Source organism: Fodinicurvata sediminis DSM 21159 (assembly GCF_000420625.1).
In the GTDB taxonomy this organism is placed as follows: domain Bacteria; phylum Pseudomonadota; class Alphaproteobacteria; order Kiloniellales; family DSM-21159; genus Fodinicurvata; species Fodinicurvata sediminis.
In genome coordinates this window covers 122,580-141,772 of the sequence record NZ_ATVH01000018.1, presented here as the reverse complement: position 1 = coordinate 141,772, position 19,193 = coordinate 122,580, and the positions used below count along the sequence as shown (strand labels likewise).

Annotated in this window: 16 protein-coding genes; 3 read left to right on the top strand and 13 right to left on the bottom strand. The window is 57.1% G+C overall.

What is annotated here, in order from left to right; translation table 11 throughout:
- Positions 1-10: 10 nt before the first annotated feature.
- The 10 genes from G502_RS20735 to G502_RS0115765 form a co-directional block, all read right to left on the bottom strand.
- Positions 11-892, bottom strand: coding sequence for a type II secretion system F family protein (locus tag G502_RS20735; RefSeq protein WP_162140998.1), 882 nt, complete (start codon positions 890-892; stop codon positions 11-13).
- Positions 893-982: 90 nt separating this feature from the next.
- Positions 983-1,993: a type II secretion system F family protein gene (locus G502_RS21645; RefSeq protein ID WP_155957880.1), complete on the bottom strand. Its 1,011-nt coding sequence runs from the start codon at positions 1,991-1,993 to the stop codon at positions 983-985.
- On the bottom strand, positions 1,990-3,486 hold the full coding sequence (locus G502_RS20725; RefSeq protein ID WP_245560781.1) for a TadA family conjugal transfer-associated ATPase: 1,497 nt from the start codon (positions 3,484-3,486) through the stop codon (positions 1,990-1,992). The genes G502_RS21645 and G502_RS20725 overlap by 4 nt, the downstream gene beginning before the upstream one ends.
- Before the next feature lie 8 nt (positions 3,487-3,494).
- Positions 3,495-4,724, bottom strand: a complete 1,230-nt coding sequence (locus tag G502_RS0115795; protein WP_022729652.1) for a CpaE/TadZ family protein — start codon at positions 4,722-4,724, stop codon at positions 3,495-3,497.
- Positions 4,725-4,728: 4 nt separating this feature from the next.
- Positions 4,729-5,334, bottom strand: coding sequence for a CpaD family pilus assembly lipoprotein (locus tag G502_RS0115790; RefSeq protein ID WP_162140997.1), 606 nt, complete (start codon positions 5,332-5,334; stop codon positions 4,729-4,731).
- An 11-nt stretch (positions 5,335-5,345) separates the two neighbouring features.
- Positions 5,346-6,737 carry a type II and III secretion system protein family protein gene (locus G502_RS0115785; RefSeq protein ID WP_051152313.1) on the bottom strand — a complete coding sequence of 464 codons (1,392 nt, stop codon included), beginning with the start codon at positions 6,735-6,737 and terminating at the stop codon, positions 5,346-5,348.
- Positions 6,734-7,696 carry a Flp pilus assembly protein CpaB gene (cpaB, locus tag G502_RS21640; RefSeq protein ID WP_081649843.1) on the bottom strand — a complete coding sequence of 321 codons (963 nt, stop codon included), beginning with the start codon at positions 7,694-7,696 and terminating at the stop codon, positions 6,734-6,736. The genes G502_RS0115785 and cpaB overlap by 4 nt, the downstream gene beginning before the upstream one ends.
- Positions 7,669-8,193 carry an A24 family peptidase gene (locus tag G502_RS20715; RefSeq protein ID WP_022729648.1) on the bottom strand — a complete coding sequence of 175 codons (525 nt, stop codon included), beginning with the start codon at positions 8,191-8,193 and terminating at the stop codon, positions 7,669-7,671. The genes cpaB and G502_RS20715 overlap by 28 nt, the downstream gene beginning before the upstream one ends.
- Before the next feature lie 43 nt (positions 8,194-8,236).
- On the bottom strand, positions 8,237-9,793 hold the full coding sequence (locus G502_RS0115770; protein ID WP_022729647.1) for a TadE/TadG family type IV pilus assembly protein: 1,557 nt from the start codon (positions 9,791-9,793) through the stop codon (positions 8,237-8,239).
- Positions 9,794-10,019: 226 nt separating this feature from the next.
- Positions 10,020-10,202, bottom strand: coding sequence for a Flp family type IVb pilin (locus tag G502_RS0115765; protein WP_026989573.1), 183 nt, complete (start codon positions 10,200-10,202; stop codon positions 10,020-10,022).
- A 325-nt stretch (positions 10,203-10,527) separates the two neighbouring features.
- Between G502_RS0115765 and G502_RS0115760 the strand changes: the two genes are divergently transcribed.
- Positions 10,528-13,536 carry a cytochrome P460 family protein gene (locus G502_RS0115760; RefSeq protein ID WP_155957878.1) on the top strand — a complete coding sequence of 1,003 codons (3,009 nt, stop codon included), beginning with the start codon at positions 10,528-10,530 and terminating at the stop codon, positions 13,534-13,536.
- 81 nt (positions 13,537-13,617) lie between these two features.
- Positions 13,618-14,526: a DMT family transporter gene (locus G502_RS0115755; RefSeq protein ID WP_022729644.1), complete on the top strand. Its 909-nt coding sequence runs from the start codon at positions 13,618-13,620 to the stop codon at positions 14,524-14,526.
- Between the two features lie 10 nt (positions 14,527-14,536).
- On the opposite strand, the gene G502_RS0115750 is transcribed toward G502_RS0115755, so the two are convergent.
- Positions 14,537-16,747 (bottom strand): glycosyltransferase, encoded by a 2,211-nt coding sequence (locus tag G502_RS0115750; RefSeq protein WP_022729643.1) that lies wholly within the window; start codon positions 16,745-16,747, stop codon positions 14,537-14,539.
- Positions 16,734-17,720, bottom strand: coding sequence for a lysylphosphatidylglycerol synthase transmembrane domain-containing protein (locus G502_RS0115745; RefSeq protein WP_211217849.1), 987 nt, complete (start codon positions 17,718-17,720; stop codon positions 16,734-16,736). Before G502_RS0115745 ends, G502_RS0115750 begins: the two co-directional genes overlap by 14 nt.
- A 327-nt stretch (positions 17,721-18,047) precedes the next feature.
- On the opposite strand from G502_RS0115745, the gene G502_RS0115740 reads away from it, so the two are divergent.
- Positions 18,048-18,410 carry a hypothetical protein gene (locus tag G502_RS0115740; RefSeq protein ID WP_022729641.1) on the top strand — a complete coding sequence of 121 codons (363 nt, stop codon included), beginning with the start codon at positions 18,048-18,050 and terminating at the stop codon, positions 18,408-18,410.
- Positions 18,411-18,434: 24 nt separating this feature from the next.
- Here G502_RS0115740 and G502_RS20710 read toward each other — a convergent pair whose 3' ends face one another.
- A complete protein-coding gene (locus G502_RS20710) occupies positions 18,435-19,169 on the bottom strand; it encodes a ribbon-helix-helix domain-containing protein (RefSeq protein WP_022729640.1) in 735 nt (244 codons plus the stop codon).
- Between the last annotated feature and the right edge of the window lie 24 nt (positions 19,170-19,193).

Sequence of the window (19,193 nt, the reverse complement as noted above, 5' to 3'; positions counted from 1 at the left end):
ACAACCCGTGTTAAGGCATCAGGTTCAAAGCACTCAGGATTGCCGGCCCCAGGATGACGATAAACAGTGCCGGGAGAATGAACGCCACCAAAGGCAGTGTCATGATGGCCGGCAAACGTCCGGCCTTCTGTTCAGCTGCTGTCAGTCGCTCGCGCCGGAATTCCGCTGCCAGAGTCCGCAGGGCCTTTGACAGGGGGGTACCGTATCTCTCTGCCTGAGTGAGGGTCAGAACCACGCTCGTTGCAAGGGGGATGTTGATGCGTTTCGAGAAATTCGCCAGCGCTTCCTCCCGGCTCTGGTAGAAAACCAGTTCCGCATTCAGAAGCGCCAGTTCATCGGCTGTTACCGGGTTGGTCTTGACGAAGTCTTCAGCGGCCTTCTTCAAGGCGGCATCCAGGCCTAAGCCTGCTTCAGCGCATACCACCAACAGGTCGAGGGCATCCGGCAGGCCCTTGCGCAGCTTCTGGCGTCGGGATTCCGTTATCTTTCTGAGCAAAAGATCAGGTAAGTAGGAGAGGATCAGTGCCGTTCCGGCGACGCCGACGAAGCTGTACAGCAGGTTTTCTCCCAGGCCTTCGCTGCTCAGGATGATCGTCAAAGCAATCACGGCCCCAAAAATGGGGAGCAGTAGTTTGAGGGCAAGATAAATGATGAAGGCTTCGCGAGATCGGTAACCTGCCTGCACAAGCGTCATGCGTATTTTCTCGGACTGGTCGTTTCCCACCAGTCTGACGCGTTGGATATGCTGGCCGAGAAGGGCAATCGCCTTTAACGGACTCCAATGGCGTTTCCGCTTTCTCGAACGAGCTTCAGTTCGACCCCACGCCCGCCGGTCCTCCTGATGGCGACCCAGCACGCGTATGAGTCTCTTGCGCCGCTCGAAGCGCAGCAAAAGGTAACAGGTACTCACCACCGCTATGAATGCGGTTATAGAGCTGACGACCACGGCGAGTGTTACACTGTCAGGCATCGGCTTGTCCGCTCATATATCGAACCGCATCATGCGCCACATGACGAAGGCTCCACTCAGAATTCCCACGCCTCCCAGAACCAGCAGCAGGTTTCCGACCTCAGTATCCAGAAGAGGCCGAAGATATTCCGGATTGAGCAGGGTCAACCCTCCCAACAGGACCACCGGCAGGGCCCCTATCAGATATGCGGAGCTACGCGCTTCCGACGACAGTGCCTTTACTTTCTTCCGAACCTGATGGCGTTGACGCAAGAGGTCCGACAGGTTGCCAAGAGTTTCCGACAAGCTCCCGCCTGTTTTCTGTTGCAGGGCCAGGCTTGTCACCAGGAAGTGGAATTCCTGTATGTCCACTTTATCCGCAACCGCAACCAGGGCCTCTTCCAATGGCACGCCCAACTTCGCCTGGCGAGCAATAGATCTCAATTCAAGTCCAAGCGGATCGTCCACCTGCCTGCCAACCTCCAGGAGGCTCTGGGTCAGTGGCAGTCCTGCCCTGATGGAGCGCACGAGCATATCCAGAACGTCGGGCAGTTGTGCCAGGATCATCTTCTGGCGACGTGCGGATAGCTGTGCCACGACAAGATGCGGCAGCCCATACCCCACGGAGATGGACAGCAAAAGCACGGAGACTATAGGAAGCGGCAGCAACTGCCATAGAACCAGGTACAGGATGGTGATCAGCGTCAGAACCAGGCTGAAGTAGGCTGGCGCAGACATCGTGAGCCCCGCTTTTTCCAGCTTCCTGGATAGTTGGGAGACGCGTGGCACGAACTCGAAGAGCAGCGATTCGGCACGTTCGATAAGAGCGGACCTGCCCTGCCGCTTGATGCCGCCCTGCGCTGTCGAATGCGACATATCGGACTGTGCCTCATCGGACTGTTCGACACCGCCAATCATCGCCAAACGACGCTGGCGACGGCGTCGTTCGGGCAGGCTCAGTAATTGCCAAACAAACGCCAGCAGGATGAAAACGCCCAAGGTTCCGAGCGATCCGATTGCAGCTATCAGGACCGGTGCATTCATGCCATCGCCCACAGCATGGCCTCTTCCTGGCCGTAATAACTGGCCTGCTCGATGAAATTCGGCCGCACCCCGCTGGAAATGAATCGTCCCAATAGCTGGCCGTCCCTTCCCTCTCCCTCGTACTGGAAGCGGAAAAGTTCCTGCAGAAGGATAACGTCACCCTCAATACCCAACAGCTCCGAGACATTCGTGACCCGCCTCTTGCCATCACGCATGCGTTCAATCTGGATAATGATATCGACGGCACTTGCAATCTGTGTACGAATGGCACGGCTGGGCAGCTCTACTCCGGAAGAGAGGACCATGTTCTCTATACGGCTCAAAGCATCCTGCGCCGAGTTTGCATGTACGGTGGACATGGAACCGTCATGCCCCGTGTTCATGGCCTGGAGCATATCCAGGGTCTCTTCACCGCGAACCTCACCCACAATGATTCGATCAGGGCGCATACGCAGCGAATTCTTGAGCAGTGCGCGCATGGTGACCGCCCCCCGTCCCTCGATATTCGGAGGTCGCGTTTCAAGGCGCACGACATGCGGTTGCTGGAGCTGGATCTCGGCGGCATCCTCGATCGTCACGATACGTTCGCGCGGATCTATCAATCGGGAAAGGGCATTGAGCAACGTGGTCTTGCCGGAACCTGTCCCGCCCGAGACAATTATGTTGAGACGACAGGCCGCCGCGACTTGCAGAAGTTTCGCCAACTTTTCGGAGACATTCTCCTGACGGATCATGTCTTCCAGGGTGATCTTTCTCCGCGCAAACTTGCGTATGGAAATTGAGCAGCCATCAACGGCCAAGGGGGGGAGGATGATGTTGACGCGACTGCCATCCGCCAGGCGTGCATCCACCATCGGGCTGGATTCATCGACGTGGCGCCCAATACCGTGGGCTATTCTCTGAGCGATTGCTGTCACATGAGCCGTGTCACGAAAGGTGACCGAGGTCATGGCAAGTTTTCCATTGCGCTCGACGTAAACCTGCGAGGGACCGTTCACCATGATGTCAGTTACAGACTCGTCTTCCAGCAGATCCTCCAGGGGGCCCAGGCCGATCATGTCATCGACCAAAGCGCTCGCCACCTCCTTTTGTTCTGCCGCCGTAAGTCGATAACCGTCCACCAATGAGATCTCTGCCACCAGTTTGGCAACCTCGTGAGACAGTTCCTCCCTGTCGAGCTTGACGGCGGCATCGAAATCTATGGATTGGTATATCTTTTTCCCGATGCTCTCCCTTACGTCTTTCAATCGTGTGGAGTGACGGCCTTCGATGGTGACCTGCTCCACCTGGGCATTCGTATCAGGCTCATCCACTCTGTGCGGATCGGAGGAGAACATTCCATAGGAGGACTGAGCGGGGCCACCCTGTCCCCCTACTTCCCCGCTTACTCTATCGAGTGAAATCGGATCCGCTATCGCATCAACATCCGGAAACGATGTCCGCTGCCGCGTGTCGGCGATATGCTCCCGCTCATTCTTGCGCCGGCCAAACATCTTTCAATCTATCTCCTCATCAGCCGGCCCAGGAGTGAAGCGCTTCTTTTCACGAAACGGCTGCGACCACTGACGCGGTTGGCAACGGCCCTCAGTTCCCTGGAAATCGTGCGTGTCCCGGAGATCAAGGGCCTTCCATTGAACTCCGCTTCACTGCAGGCCTTCATGTCGAAGGAAACCTTGAGATCGAGACTGCGCCCCAACTGCTCCTTGATGTCCTTTTCCTTGATACGGTCGCTATGCACCTCATTCACCTTGTTTGCGAGCATCAGTATCTCCCCGGAATACTGCATGTTCTCGAGCGCCCGTGCATAGCGGGCAGTGTCACGGAGGCCGGCAAGGCTCAGGTCCGTTACCAACACCACTGTCGAGGCCGAGCGAAGCAGGTGGGAGCACGTGGAAAACATATGCCGTGGCACGTCGGCGGTAACGAGGTGGCAATGCTGTCGCACCTCCTTCAGAAACGGTTCCAAGCCGCGGAAACTAACCGGGAGCCCTCCCTCGACAGCTGCCTCGCTACCGAAAAGGAACAGCTTGTCCTCGAGCTTGCTTGCCAGTCGTTCAAAGACTTGATTGTCTGTTCTGCGGGGATCTTCCAGAGTTTCCAGCAATCCCGCCACAGGATCGGTATCCAACAGCAAGGAAGAAACACCTGTCTGAAGATCCAGATCCAACAATGCTGTACGCAGATTGTTCTGCGTAGCACTGTGGTAGGCGATGTTCGAAGCAACTGTCGAAGTGCCGACACCACCGCGCACGCCCATGAAGACCGTCAAGTGCGCCAGTGTGTTGCCAATCTTGCCTTCGCTTTCTTCCGCGGAATTCACGAGTGCCTTGTGCAAAGCGCTGGAATCGAGCGGTTTCAACAGGTAATCGCTGACACCGGCGCGCATGAGGTTTCGATACAGCCCCACATCATTCTGGTCGCCAATGGCAACCACCTTCACACCCGGCTCGCATATATCGGCCAGGTTATTGATCTCCTCCATGGGACTTTCGGAATTCGATAGGTCCACGACCAGATAACGTGGCGAACGTGTCCGCTCTACTGTCTCTATAGCCGTGGAAATATCTCCACGTTCAATATGAGGGTGCTGGATCAGAAGCTGTTGCGCCACAATCCCTATCAGTTTCTCGGACTCGGTATCGGTGGCGAACGCCATGAACTCGAGACGGCCTTCCTCGACCGCCTCCGTCTCTACCCGTTCAGTCTTGTCCAGAGGCTTCAATAAGGACATGCCATCACTCACTTATGGGGAAGGGTTTCAACTCCCCAGAGCGATAGCGTTCGATTGCCCCCAGGGCATGCTCACTGCCTGTCGCTTCCGGATTTCTTGCTGGAGAGGCGAGATCCTTCGGATCTGCAACCATGAGTCCGAGCGCACGTTCGTTGGAGCACCCAAGGTTCGACAGAGATGCCATGTTGTGTCCGCTTCCACCGGGATTTGTCCAATCACCGCACTCAGGCGGTATGACCGCATAGCTCGCGGCCTGCACAATCACTTCAGGATAGCCTGGGTCGCCTGTTCGTAACGATCCTGAAGCCGCCACCTTGATCCCCAACTCCTCGAAATGGGCAATCGTCTCTTCCCGAGCATGAGGAGCTGCACGATCAAAAACGGCAATTTCGGACGCATCCAGCAGCTTTCCCGCGATAACGTCCAGTTCCCACCTGTCCGTGGCATCCAGGCCTTGCTGCCCACTGGCCAGAGTCAACCGATACTCGTTCGACGAGCTAACCACCTCATTTTTATAGACCATTTTTGGGGGCGGGTCTGACACACGCGGTGTACAGCCCAGCAGCACGATGCCAAGGACCAAGGTCAGAACTGGTAATGCAGTCTTCATGATGGCGCCTCTCATTCCAGAATGAATCCAGCATTGCCCTTGAGCCGCAAACCGTTTGGTCCCGTTGGTCGGCCATCTCCGGCACCCAGGTTGCTGCGCGCAGTTCTGTTCTGCAGCAGGCGCTCCAAAGAATTGCCGTGGCGCAATCCATCAACCGGTGTTGAAAGAAGGTCGCTGCCGGCAACCGGTTTGACCACATAGGGCGTGACGATGATGATCAGTTCAGACTGGTTGCGGCGGAAGTTCTGCGATGAAAACAACCCACCCAGAATTGGCAGATCGCCCAAACCGGGAAACTTGTCGACCGTGGAACTCATGTTGTTCTGAAGCAGACCGGCAATCACGAAACTCTGGCCGCTTTGCAGAGTCACCGTGGTATCCGCTCTGCGCGTCGACAGGGCTGGAATGGCAACGCCCTCGATCTCCACTGCACCAGTGCTGGTAATCTCACTGACCTCCGGGCGTACACGCAGGTTGATACGCTCGCGACCGATCAGTGTGGGCGTAAAGTCCAGTCGCACCCCGAACTCCTTGAATTCGATACTGATCCGGTCTTCCTCAGCCGAAACAGGAATGGGGAACTCGCCGCCAGCCAGGAAACTTGCCGATTCACCTGACATGGCCGTCAGGTTGGGTTCGGCAAGGATACTGACCAGGTTCTCCTGCTGCAGGGCATCGATCATCGCATTGGCGTTGATGTCCCCGCTGGTATAGGAAGCGCTGGCACTCCCCGCTCCGCCAGCAGCCCGAGTGATGACGCCTGCATCATTTATGATGTCCCGCCCAATCCCCAATCCAAAGCCAAAGTTGCCGAAACTCGCGAAGTTCTCCCAATTGATCCCCAGTTCATCCGTCACTTCGCGGGAAACCTCGGCGACGCGGACCCTGAGATTGATCTGGTTGACCTCTGTGACGGACATCATATTGATCACCGGCACTTCGTCGCCCATGGTACCGCTGACCAGGCTCATGATGTCGGAGGCCGCCTTCCCCGTGGACACCTCCCCTTGGATGGCCACACCGTCGTCCACTGCATGCAGCTCGACCGCCTCTTCAGGCAGAAGGCGCTTGAGCGTAGCGTTCAGGCGATTCAGGTTCGGGGAGATTGTCAGCTCGTAGTCCTTGAGAGTTCCACCTTCCTCCCCCAATACGAACAAACGTGTCGTTCCGGCTCTTTTTCCGAAGACGTAGATGATGTTAGGGGAGTTGATCTGGACATCCGCGATGTCTGGATCCGCGACAAAGACCTCGACAGCAGGCTCGCTCAGCTCGATGGCGGTTCCATCGCTGACTTCCAGGGAAATCCGCTCCACGGCCGCCAGGGAACTGACAGCAGGAAGCAGGAGAGTAAGCAGGATTCCTGCGATCAACTTCTCCACAAAGCTGTTGAAGCTCAACATCATTCAAATTCTCTCATATTACCCTGCATGAGGAAGTCCAGCGACCGCTCGTTCTTTTGGCTGCTAGGCGCGTCGAACGTAGTTTTACTGGTTCCGCTCCCGCGAAGGATCGTTACAGTGGAAGGTGAAGAGGTGTCCCTTCCGGACAGTGCGGGCGAAACCTCGTAATCCCATGAACCGCCTGGCTCTTCCGAGAAAGGTGGAGAAAGCAGGCCGGCATTCTTGCGAAGAGAGGACGAAACAGGATCGCCATCCTGCATTTCGGCTATACTCTGCAGGACAAGAGTAATTTGCCCCAGTTGTTCCGCCAGGATGACATGTTCCGCCTGCCGCTTGTCGACCTCGAGCGTGACCGTCTTGGCGGGCTGTGCCGTTCGCGTGCTGTCGAGCGATTGGTCAATCGCCAGCACCTTCAAGCCCCGCTGAAGCGTTTCCGAAACCAGGCGTGTCGTTCCATCATTGTCGTTGTCCACCCGATGGGTCAGGACAAGATCCACGAGATCCCCTGGCAACACGAACCCGGCATTTCCGGAAGAGCTATTCACATTGACCGTAACAGCACGTTTTCCCGGACTCAGGACCGCTGAGAGAAAGCCGCCATCGCCAGGGCGGAGAAACGCACGTCGAACCAGAGGTTCCCCCTCACTTGTTGCCCGACGCACGACAGAGCCAATGACCGTCGTTTCGTCAGCATCATCTCTTACGACCATGCCATCTATCACCGCATCTGCGGGCCAAGTGACCCACGCCATATCTTCGGAAGCGATGAAATCTCCCACCACCAACTCCTTGGCGGCTGTCAGAACCTCCACACGCGCGTAGGCCTGCTGCTGCACAGTGGCTTGCCCGCCATGCGGAATCGCAGCCGTTTCACGCCCTTCAACCAACTTGAAGACGAGCAGTCCCACCGCTGCCGAAGCAACGAGGGCGATCATCAAGAAAAGAAAGTGGCGCAAAACCATTCATAAATCCCAGGCTCAGAGCTGAAGACGGCAAAGACACCGCCTGCAGCAATGGCAACACCATACGGAAGATCGCCTGAAGTCCTTCCAGTATCGGCTCTCTGCTTCAGGGCGGATGCAGATGTCGCATCAAGGCCCAGTTTGACAGACACCTCTTTCAAAACCGTAAAGAGGGCCAATAGACCACCGGACAGTGCAGTGATCACCAGAAAGCCCGGCATGGCGGCCGGTTCCAGAAACAGCGATAGGGCAGCCATGAGCTTCGTATCGCCGGCGCCAAGCAGCCGGCCCAGGTAAAGCAGAAACCCCACACAAAGAACCAACAAGCTGATCCCGAGCGGAACCAGGGGATCATTGCCCGTGATCAGAAAGCGAAGACAGGCAAGAAACAGGATGGCCAGACTGACCTTGTTGGGAATCGTACGGCTTGAGAAATCGTACCAGGCGGCCGTGATCAGTAGGCCGATACAGGCCAGTGAGATCAGGAGGAGCGTCAACGTTTCCTCCGAGCCTGTCCAAACACAGCAGCTATATGCCTGCTCATTGCACGATCCTGAGGTTGTGCAGGTCCTGGCTAATCACGGTGAAAACCTGCTCCAATTTCTCCTGATTATCGGCATGGAAGTAATAGTCTGAGCTGGAGGCACAGGCCTCCAGCAACTGCCGGGCCTCACTGGTCACATCACTTCCGAAGGTAACGCCATAAATACGGATACCTTTCTGGATTGCAGCCCCGCAGACACGTAGCATACGCTCATCGAGTTCATCCTCGGCAAGTGCTTTTGCCACGTCGTTGAGACCTGAAATCAAGCGCTCGTCGGAGAGACGGCCATAGGCTGTATAGTCAGCATCGAATCTGTCAGGAGATACTGTCAGAGGCACTCCTGGCGCGCCCAAAGACCAGTCATACCAATGGTTTACACCATCGCTCAGCAGAATGATGGTCTTCAGAGTACCGTTTTCGTCATAGCCGTGTGGAACCAAACTGCCAGGCGAAGTGACATCCCAATAGGATCGCCATTCAGGTGATAATGTGCGCCATCCCCAAGCCATGCCGACAGACATAAAGCGTCCGCCACGGTAGAGGGACTCCAGATCATTCAATCGTAAATCTATGGTGGTACGGTCATTTGAGAGAGGCAAGATGGGTTGAGGGCACCCTAGGTTTGGGCCGGTTGCATCATCCTCGTGCTCTAAAGGTAGGTTGTAGGAAGACCATGTATGGCGATCGCCCCAATCGTTATCCCCTGGAACGCGTTCGTCATCTTCCATGTACATATCATCCTCTGTCGACGGCCAGAGAAAATAGTTGAACTGACGGGAAGGATTCGAAGGAGGTTCCTCGTCCAGATCGAGAGGTAATGGGGTGGGCCCATTCTCATCCATCGATCTGGCCTCCACGCAACCGGCCCACTCCTTTGCCCCGAAATCCGCGTTGTTGTTGCCCTGTCCCGGCCTGATCCAGTCATCATTCTCCGGCCCGATGTTCACGGTTGCCGTGTAGGGCACCAAACTGACAAAGAGATTCTCTGGAAAATCTCCGTTGTCTTTCGCCAGAAGGGCCGTGAACTGCAGAGCTGCCGCCCTCATCTGATAAAGCTTGGATCCAGGGCCACGCCCCATGGCACCGGTGACATCCAGAACCAGGGCGAGTTCCACGCCGTCCAGCCTGCGCTCGACCGTAGCTGAGACCTCCAGCGGAAAGCTGTCATACCCCACCAGGCCAGCCATCACGGTCGACACCTCTGCCTGGGCTGATACACGATAGCTTGCCGAATCCCCCAAGGGATCGAACTGATAACCTGTAAGGGTTATCCCGTTCTCCTCGGAAAAATTCGCCTTCAGGAACGCTTCGGCAACCTGGTCACGATTGCCCTGGTCATAGCTGCGCGCACCGGCCAAAGCCGCCCCGTCGACCGCATGTGACAGGCGTGCATAGGTCATGTAAGCACGAGCTGCATCGACTCCCAGAAACGCAAAAACCGTCAAGGGAATCATGAGCAATGCCAGAAAGACCGCAACGGCGGCTCTTTCCTCTCCCAGAAAGCCCTTCAGGAGATATCTCAGCCCGCTCAACCGCTTGAAAGCACCCACCATAGCCAGTGCAAAAAAAGGGGTCTTCACAGCCTCTCCCCCAGCATCATTCCATAAGTGTCAGGCCGACAGCTTGTCTGACCGGGCCCAAACAGAATCTAGCGAGAGAAAGTTAAGATATGGCCAATAGGTCATGAGTCATGGCCACAAAAAAGCGCGGGATAGTTGAAAACCGCCCCGCGCTTAGAATATCTGACAGATTTACGCAGAACCAAATCTGCGCAAATCATTATTCGTCATCGCCTTCCTCACCAGTCAACTTATTTCCGATGTCGGTGAAAACGGATTCGAGATCGTCTCCAAACGTAGTCGCACCACCCACGAGAACTGCCGCCACCAGCGCAATAATCAACGCATACTCCACGGCGGTGGCACCTTTTTCCTGTCTCAAGAACGCAAGAATTTTTCCCATCAAGTCCTCCATTAAGCCTATTGGCAACGGCCACCCGCAGAGCAGCCAATATTGCAATTACTGCTATTCCGATACTTGTTCGGAAAATACCAATGAAGGTATGAAAAAATTATTAACTAAAATACAAATCATAATCATGGTTAATTGTTTCTTGCAAAGTTATTAACTGCTATATTTTTGCTATCTGGAATTACATATCAAGAAATCATGGGTCAGGACTCCCGAAGGCTATAGCCAACGCAATATCGACCCTGTATCCGCTTCAAAACAGTTTACAGGGTGGGCAACTCCATGCCTTTATAGAAAGGTGACAGGGGGGCCAAGAATGAAAAATACGTCTGGCGGGAAGCTCTTCCCCAGCTTGGGTGCGCAACAACGACGCAGCTTGTACATCTTTTTGATTGCTCAACTGACCTTGCTTGCAGTGCCCGCACTGGCACTGGCCGGCCAGTGCGAGGCGGAAAGAGCTCATGCCCTCGTGCCAACAGATCAAGAGGTCTGTGACAACTTGGCAAATCAGGTCCGCACGCCTTCCGCCTTCCCTCTGGATGAATACCAGGAAAAACTCAACACTTTCCTCGGAAACTACTGCCACCGCGCGGAGGACTCCGGCTGGCGCCGCGACACCTCCGTGCGCGACACCGGTCCCTTCACGGCCAACCTGCAGGGCGGAGAGTGGCAAGGCAAGGATCACGGCACCCATGCCCCCGTGGTGATCTGGTACTCGCCGGAGATGACCGACTGGCTGACCACGTACCGCTCGGACGGTGAGACCACGGCCAGCGATGCGCCGCCGGTGCCGGATGGTGCCATCATGGTCAAGGAGATGTTCCCAGCGCCAGCCAGCCGCTGCAGCGACGTGGATCCCCTGCAGCTCCATCCGACCAACGGCGCGGCCATCATGATCCGTGACAACGACGCCTCCCACGATGGCTGGTACTGGGGCTGGTACGGCTTCGGAGAGGGCAGCGGCTGGGCGCCGGACTGGCCGCCGGCGCCCACCAATCCCATGCCCAATCAGGGCTTTGCACAGTACTGCATGAACTGCCACGCCTCGGCCGAGAACAATCTGACCTTCGCCTCGCCCAACAACATCAAGGGTGCGCCCGGCACACCGCTGAGTTTCCTCAGTCAGAATTTCTTCGAAGCTCCCGCCCCTGAGGGACGCCATCGTGAAGTGGCCCTGCCCGATGACGAGGTCCATCGCCTGGGCACCCCGCATTACAAGAGCAACCAGGAGTTGCTGGAAGCACTGCGCGCGCTCTCTGACGAGTTGCCGGACTGGGACAGCGTCTCGAAAATGCCCTCCCAGACCTATGACAACACCTGGGTCGGCGCCGATGGCCCCGATGCCTCGGACGAGTTCCTGACCTCCAGCCAGTGCGCAGGCTGTCACGACGCAGGCAGCACCGGCCTGCAGTTCGACATGACCGAGCCCAACCCGCACGGCGACGATCTCTTCAACCTCTCGCCCTATGCCACCTGGCGCAGCTCGCCCATGGGCCTGGCCGGGCGTGATCCCTTCTTCTTCGCCCAGCTGGCCAGTGAGACCCAGACTTTTCATCCGGAAGACCCCGGCATGGTCGAGGACACCTGCCTGGGTTGCCACGGCATCACCGGCCAGCGGCAATTCCATATCGATCAAGAGGCGGAGACGGAGTCTTGCCCCGACTTCCGGCGCGAGATAGTCAATGCTGTTCCCTGGCCGGCTGATCATCCCGGCGTGGAAAACGCCAAGTATGGCGCACTCGCGCGCGACGGCATCTCCTGCACTGCCTGTCACCGCATGGCGCTGGGCGAAGAGGTCGAGGGTGCGCTCTCCCGGCCCGAGAATGCCTGCGTCGAGGAGCGGCAGCAGCGCCTCAATCCGGACAATACGGGCTTTGCCAGAACCTTCACAGGCAGCTTCCCGGTGCGTCCGCCCGACTCCCTGATCGGCCCCTTCGAAGCGCCCAAGGTCAAGCCGATGGAGAACGCACTGGGCATCACACCAGAACACAACGCGGACATCGCCAGTTCCGAGGTATGTGGCAGTTGCCACACGGTCCACCTGCCAGTGATGCAGAAGGGCAAGGTGATTGACTACACCTACGAACAGACCACCTATCCGGAGTGGGCATTCAGCGCTTACCGCACCGGCGACACGCCCGACGGCTCCCTGCCCCATGGCAAGGGTGACAGGGCCGAATCCTGCCAGAGTTGCCACATGCCCTCGGAAGACAGCGACGGCACGCCCTATCGCAGCAAGATCGCCAGCATCCAGGAACACAGCAATTTCCCCGAGGCCGAGCACAGCCTCGGGCCTGACGACATTGATCTGGAAGTGCGGGACAACTATTCCCGCCACACACTGGTCGGCCTGAATGTATTCCTGGTCAAAATGGCCCAGCAGTTCCCCGACATCCTGGGCATCCGCACCGTCGATCCGATGCTGGTCGGCATGGGGGTCGATCCCCTGTTGCGGACCGAGCAGGCCATGCTCGACCTTGCCTCCAACGAAACCGCCGAGATTATTGTGGACAAGGTCAAAAGCAGTACGGGCAAGCTGACCGCCAGCGTCTCACTCACCAGCAAGGTCGGGCACAAGTTCCCCTCCGGCGTCGGCTTCCGGCGCGCCTTCATCGATTTCCGCGTCCTCGATTCCCAGGGAACCACCCTCTGGGCCTCGGGGCGCACGAACAGGGCGGGCGTCCTTGTCGATGAAAAGGGAGCACCCATCGAGGGCGAGTACTGGTGGTCGAAGGACTGCAGCGCACGCATCGAGCCCGAGGAACGCCTGCATCAGCCGCACTACGAGACGATCACACGCCAGGACAGGGCCCAAATCTATCAGGAGCTGGTCTCAACGCCGCCTGAGGGGGCCAGTGCCGCGAGCTGCGGCAAGGGAACGGAACCAGCCGGACAGCTGACCACGAGCTTCCTCTCCATCTGCAGCACCGTGAAGGACAATCGCCTGCTGCCCCACGGCTTCCTGCCGGACGATCAGCGCCGCGAAATCGCCGAGGCCCTGGGCGCCGGCGACGACCTGGCCGAGGATGTCGCGCCGTTCGCGGTCGGGGACGATCCCGACTACAGCCAGGGTGGCGGGGATTCGCTGGTCTACGAGGTTCCCCTGGCCGACCTGCCGTACGGTGCAAAACCCGCGGCCGTCAAGGCCACGCTCTACTACCAGGCAACACCGCCCTTCTATCTCCAGGACCGTATGTGCACAGCCAAGGGTGAGGATCGCGACCGCCTCGGCTTCCTGGCAGGGCACTTGAATCTCGATGGCACCCAGGCCGAGGACTGGAAGCTGGAGGTCGTCTCGAGCGGAACCGTTCCCCTGTCGAACTAAGCTTCAGCTTTCCTTAAGGGGTCGTGGGCATATAAATACGTCCACGACCAGGCCATCGCACGATCTCGACCTGGGATTTCCATGATCATAAACTTCATCATCCTCTTTGCCACTTCGCTTGCCTGGTCGACGAGCTATCTCTTCATCAGCGGTGCCAAGGAGATTCCGCCGATCACGGCCACCGCCGTGATGACCGCCATCGCCGCTGTCGTGATCTTACCCGGCGTGCGCTACGCCCTGCGGCGCCCCCTCATGCAGCCGCTGCGAACGCGCCCCTGGGTGCCGATCGTCATGGGGCTGACAGCGATCGCCTTGCCAAACCTCTCGGTGGTGATTGCCGAACATCGGATCACGCCGGGCCTGGCGGCCGTGCTGGGAACGACCGTGCCTGTAACCACCTTCCTGCTGACCACCTTCGTCACCCGCGAGACGCCCTTTTCCCTGCAGCGACTGCTCGGCGTGCCGCTGGCCGTGACCGGTCTGATCACCTTCGTGGGCTGGCATCACCTGGCCAATCACGCCGACGAGCTCTTCAGCATGCTGATCATGATGTCGGGCGGAGTCGTATTCGCGTTGAACGGCATCTTTGTTGCTCGGCAATCAAAGGACCTGGACAAGTACGCCCTGACTGCCTGGACCATTCTGTTCGGCGCGATTGCCCTTTTCCTCACCGCCTTTGCACTCGAACAGCCGCTACGAACGGATTTCAGTGGCGCCGTCTGGGCCTTGGCTGGCGAAGGGATCCTGGGCATGGGCCTCGCCTATCTGGGGTACTACCTCCTCGTGGCGCGGGCCGGCGCGAACTTCGCCTCGCTCTATGCCTTCCTGGTACCGCCCCTGGGCGCTCTCGGCTCGGCCCTCGTAATGGACGAGCCCGTCACCTCGGGGCATAGCCTGGGAGTCTTCCTGGTGCTCTGCGGCATGATCCTGATGTCGCGGCATCCAGAGCGAACGCGCCTGGCCGCTGCTTCTGGCAGCAGAACGAGCTAACCGTCCGTCCTCAACGGTCCAGGGATGCCAGAACCTTGGCATACACGGCCTTCACCTCTTCAGCAAAATGTTCGACCGAGTAACCCTTGGCGAATTCCCGCGCTTGCCGGCCAAGCGTTTCCCTTAGGTATCTTTCCTGGATCAGGCGGCTGACCGCATCCCGCCACTGGTCACGAACTTCGCGTGTCTTGAAGCCATTGTAGTCCTGCCGAACCACATCATCGATTCCACTGGAACGCACGGCCACAACAGGCAGGCCGGATGCCATGGCCTCCAGGATCACCATGCCCTGGGTTTCGGACTTGGAGGCAAAGACAAAGATATCCCCCAGTGCATAGTAATGGGGCATATCCTTGGGCGGCACACTGCCAACCAAGGTACAGCAGTCGGACAGTCCAAGCTCATCCAGCCGTCTTTGCAGACGCGGTTGCTGATCCCCCTCACCGATCAGCAACAGCCGGAAGGGCTGGTCGATTCTCTGGCGTAAATCCGCCAATGCATCGATCATGAAATCGATGTTCTTCTCCAGCGATATTCTCGAAACGCTGATCAGGACCACCTCATCTTTGATACCGAAGTCCTTGCGCAAAGCCTTGACTCTGGATTGATCGACTTCCTGGAAACGCTCGAACTCGATTCCGGTCGGCTGGACGAAGATGTCCCGCTTCACGCCGATCATACGCAGATATTCCTCGGCCGAGGAGGTTGGCACGATGATCCCATCACACTTATTGGCAAAACGCTTGACCAGTGCATGGGATATGAAATTGCGGAAAAGTCGCCCTGGAACCGGCACGAAATGCGCATAGTGTTCCAGGCGGGTGTGATAGGTGTAGATCGCCGGAACACGCATGCGCCTGGCCATGAAAAGGCCCAGGGATCCCAGCCAGAAGGGGTGGTGCAAATGAATGATATCGGGTTTGAACGCCCGCACCCTTCGGCGGATGCCAGGCAAAAAGATATTGGCCATGCGAAACTCACGCTTCCGCCCGACTGGCAGAAGTGAGGACACATACAGGGTGTTCTCTTCCTCTTCTCCGAGGTCCGAATAGCGTGGGGCGATTACCAGAATCTTGTTCCCCAGGGCCTCCAAGCCGCGTCGCAAGCGGTCTATGGAAATTGGAACACCGCCAATGAATGGTAGATAATTGTTCGTAAACATCGCCACACGGAGCGGCTTCTCCAGCCAAGGCGAGGGATCAATATCGAAATTCGGATAATAATCCCGGTCCAGGAAGATCATCGTGTAGAGACGAATGGCGATCAGGGTCAGAACACTGACCAGCAGGATGAAGTTCTGATAGCCGACGTAGAACAGCGAGTAGATGAAGAACCAGAAACTCTCCAGCTGTTTCAGGATCGGGTGCTGCCCGATATCCAGAGGGACCAGTTCGACATCGAAATCCTGGGGCGTCACATTTACTCGGATGAAGTGGTAGAAACTGACATCATTGTTCAGGATCAGGCCCCCCGCCCCGCCTGTGGTAATGAACTCGGTATCTCCCACGGACTGCTGGGAATAGAGTGGCAGGTTTGCAGAGAATACGGCATCGACCTCGTGGCGCTGTATCAAGTCGAGCAGTTGCAGACGCGAGGTTTCAGCTTGCCAATAGGCATCGGACGAGCCGAACAGCACATCCTGTTCAGCTTCGAACAAGGGGTGGCCCACGAAAACAAAAACGTGATCCGATTCATCCGCCTCCAGAATGTCTTCCAGCCAGCGGTACTGCCAGGAAAAGGGAGTCTTGCCCGTGGAATCCAGAAAGATCAGGCGACTGTTATTTGCAACAACGGAATAGAAATGCGGGCCGAAGTGCTCGTAGAAGCGAAAGCTGCCAAAGTCCTCGTACTCGTTTTCCCCGAAGGTCAGCAGGTAGGGTATGTCCAACTGGCTAAGGCTGCCATGGAGCGCCCTGTATTTGTCCTCCCCTCCTCCACTGACGGCGTTGCCGGCAGACACCATGAAATCGATGTCGGACTCGTTGAGCATGGGAACGATCTTGCGCTCGAAAATGCCCACGGAGTTGTTGATATTGCCGACCACGGCAAAGCTGAAGTCACCCTGACCTTCCAGGCTTTCCTCGAGCTGTGCCAGTTGTTCGGTATGCTCCGCGTTGAAATCGGATAGGAAGTAGTTGAGATAGGCCTTGTAGCCAATCAGGAACGCTACGAGCAGGACGTTCAGGTAGAAAAGCAGTTTGAGCGGGTTACGTCTTTTCACGCGCTTTCTTCCCTGGGGCAATCTCAAGCTGCATAATTACGAGGCCAACCAGCATCCCGATGTAAACCGTTACCACGCGCCAGGCCAGGATCACCAATATCAGATGGTCCGGGGTCAAGATGCTGCTGAAAAAGCTGCCGAACACGCCCTCCGAGATTCCGGCTGCGCCAGGTGTGGGCGAGAAGTACATGACAAAGGTGGTCACCACCAGAAGCCCGGTCGTGACGATATAGTCCACGTGATATCCCAGCCCGGCAATAATCAGGGCCGGAAAACTGAACAGGCTGATCAGGAAAAGAAAGGTGAAAAATATGGATAGAGAGACGAATTCCTTGGGTCCCTGCAGATAGATCGCGAAACTATACGAGAAGTGCAACATTTCGCGGCGACATTTGTATTGCCAGCGAATGTGCCTTTCCTGGCTGATCAGATGTAGCATGCGCATTGCCTTCAGCACCCGCGAAACCGGGCCGATCAGCCAGCGGGCACGCAAGAGGACGACAGAAAAGAACCCAAGATAAAGCACGATCAGGATTGCCAGAATCCAACTGATACGACTGATCAGGGTCTGATTGTGCAAGGCTTCCAGGGTCAGCAGGAAGACAGGTGTCAGTGTGAAAATGAATACCACGGCCAGGACGGTTCGGATCGTGGTGGCGGCTGTGGCTGTACCGACACGTACGCCATGTCGTTGCAGGTACCAAACCTGTGCAACACCCCCGCCTGTCGCCATCGGTGTCACGTTAGAGAAGAAAATGTTGATGAAAACCAGACGGAAGATCTGTTTAAGCGGCACCCGCTGACCCAGCGCACGCAAGGTAAAATACAGCCGCAGCCCGTCGGAAAGGATATAGACGACGAACAGACCCGCAATGGACAGCACTGTCGACCACGCCAGAAGCTTGGTATCGAAAACAAGTGTTTTCCCCGCAAACTGGTCATATACGGCATAAAAGCCCAGAAAGGTCAGCAACGCGAAAAGTCCTGAGAAAATCAGGAGTCGCCGACCTGATACCAGTAGCTGCCGGGGAGCTTTCTCGTCCTGCACGCTCATACTGTCCTGAATATTTGAATTGGCAGGGTGATATTGAACTGCGATCTATAACAGAAGATCGACATTTTACGAGGCTTGCATTTCAGGGAATTTCCGCTATTGGGACGCCCCTGCAAACCAGAGTCTTGCTTCCCCTGTCCCGACTCCGGGGAGGTTTGCGCAAGCTGGGGCTCTGCCGCATTCATTGCCTTCAGGTCAACCGCGCACTAACCTTGCCTGAACGCCGGTAAATGAAATCTTACCAACATGAACAACAATAAAGAATTGCCCAAGCTTGTGAGTGAAGATGCCGTAGACCGGGACCTGGAACTCCCGGCATTTCCCCTGTCCGCGAACGGCAAAGGCAGCCCGGACTTTGACGGACAGCCTGGCGACGCAATAACCCTGTCACTGCAGGACTTGCTGCCTGACAGCGAAGGAGAGGTCGTGCTGGAGAACAGCCTGGGCAGCTTGATCATTCTTGAGGGTGCGGAGTTGGCCGAACAAGGCATTCTGAAAGACACGCACGTAACCGATGGCGGACAGGATGTTTCGGGTATGGCATACGCACGTTTCATGGACGGCACCACACTCTATTACGATCCAGAAACAACAGTGGAATTCACCTGAAACGCCGTGCTGCGCTTCACAGGACTATTCTTCCGGACGTGACTGTTGTTCTGACGATCCACCCTGCGCCTGCCGCCGACGTTGGAGCTGCTCTGCACTCAGTCGCGCTGGTGGATTGGCCGTAAACCACACCAGACTGTCACCCTTTCCGCCGGGCAATGGGACCACACGGATGGCCACGGTGATCAATCGGCCCGGGATGGCCAGGACCATGCGTCCGGGTAACACTTTGTCATATCCCTGACGCGCTTCTGCGGCTGCCCGCGAGAACAGGTCCGGAGGATGGAACCTTAGAACACGATGCGCATACTGGCCTATTAGGCTACCGGTTTTCTCTCCGAAGACTTCTGCTGCCGCCTGATTGACGGAAAAGATCAGGCCCTCGGCGGAAATGAAAAGACAGGGGCTTGGACTGGCAGCAAGTGCACGTCGCAAGGCAGTGCTGTCACCGGCCCCGCTTTCGGGGCTTCCGAGGGACAGGGCTTCGGCCAGGCAGAAACAGCGGACATAGGACGTCTGATTCTCGCTGTCACAATTCTCCAGCAATTCATGAACGAACTGGCCAAGAGGCACCTCCCGACGTTGAGCCATTGTTTCCAGGACATTCCAGAATGACCCTTCCAGACGAAGTATCCTGCGGCGTCCCTGATGTTGGAGCACGCGCGAGACGGGGGCCGTTCCGCTATAGATCGTTTTGCGACCTTTCCGCCTGGGGCTGCCCCCCTTCTCCTGTTGCTTCGTCGAGGAAAGCTCTCCCATAAGCTCGATGCCTTCCTTACCCAG

Excerpts from the sequence above, each read along its gene's own strand:
- G502_RS0115795 (WP_022729652.1), bottom strand. The coding sequence starts at position 4,724 with ATGTCCTTATTGAAGCCTCTGGACAAGACTGAACGGGTAGAGACGGAG.
- G502_RS20725 (WP_245560781.1), bottom strand. The coding sequence starts at position 3,486 with ATGTTTGGCCGGCGCAAGAATGAGCGGGAGCATATCGCCGACACGCGG.
- G502_RS0115785 (WP_051152313.1), bottom strand. The coding sequence starts at position 6,737 with ATGATGTTGAGCTTCAACAGCTTTGTGGAGAAGTTGATCGCAGGAATC.
- G502_RS0115770 (WP_022729647.1), bottom strand. The coding sequence starts at position 9,793 with ATGGTGGGTGCTTTCAAGCGGTTGAGCGGGCTGAGATATCTCCTGAAG.
- G502_RS0115740 (WP_022729641.1), top strand. The coding sequence starts at position 18,048 with ATGAACAACAATAAAGAATTGCCCAAGCTTGTGAGTGAAGATGCCGTA.
- G502_RS21645 (WP_155957880.1), bottom strand. The coding sequence starts at position 1,993 with ATGAATGCACCGGTCCTGATAGCTGCAATCGGATCGCTCGGAACCTTG.
- G502_RS0115755 (WP_022729644.1), top strand. The coding sequence starts at position 13,618 with ATGATCATAAACTTCATCATCCTCTTTGCCACTTCGCTTGCCTGGTCG.
- G502_RS0115790 (WP_162140997.1), bottom strand. The coding sequence starts at position 5,334 with ATGAAGACTGCATTACCAGTTCTGACCTTGGTCCTTGGCATCGTGCTG.
- cpaB (WP_081649843.1), bottom strand. The coding sequence starts at position 7,696 with ATGGTTTTGCGCCACTTTCTTTTCTTGATGATCGCCCTCGTTGCTTCG.
- G502_RS0115765 (WP_026989573.1), bottom strand. The coding sequence starts at position 10,202 with ATGGGAAAAATTCTTGCGTTCTTGAGACAGGAAAAAGGTGCCACCGCC.
- G502_RS20710 (WP_022729640.1), bottom strand. The coding sequence starts at position 19,169 with ATGGGAGAGCTTTCCTCGACGAAGCAACAGGAGAAGGGGGGCAGCCCC.
- G502_RS0115760 (WP_155957878.1), top strand. The coding sequence starts at position 10,528 with ATGAAAAATACGTCTGGCGGGAAGCTCTTCCCCAGCTTGGGTGCGCAA.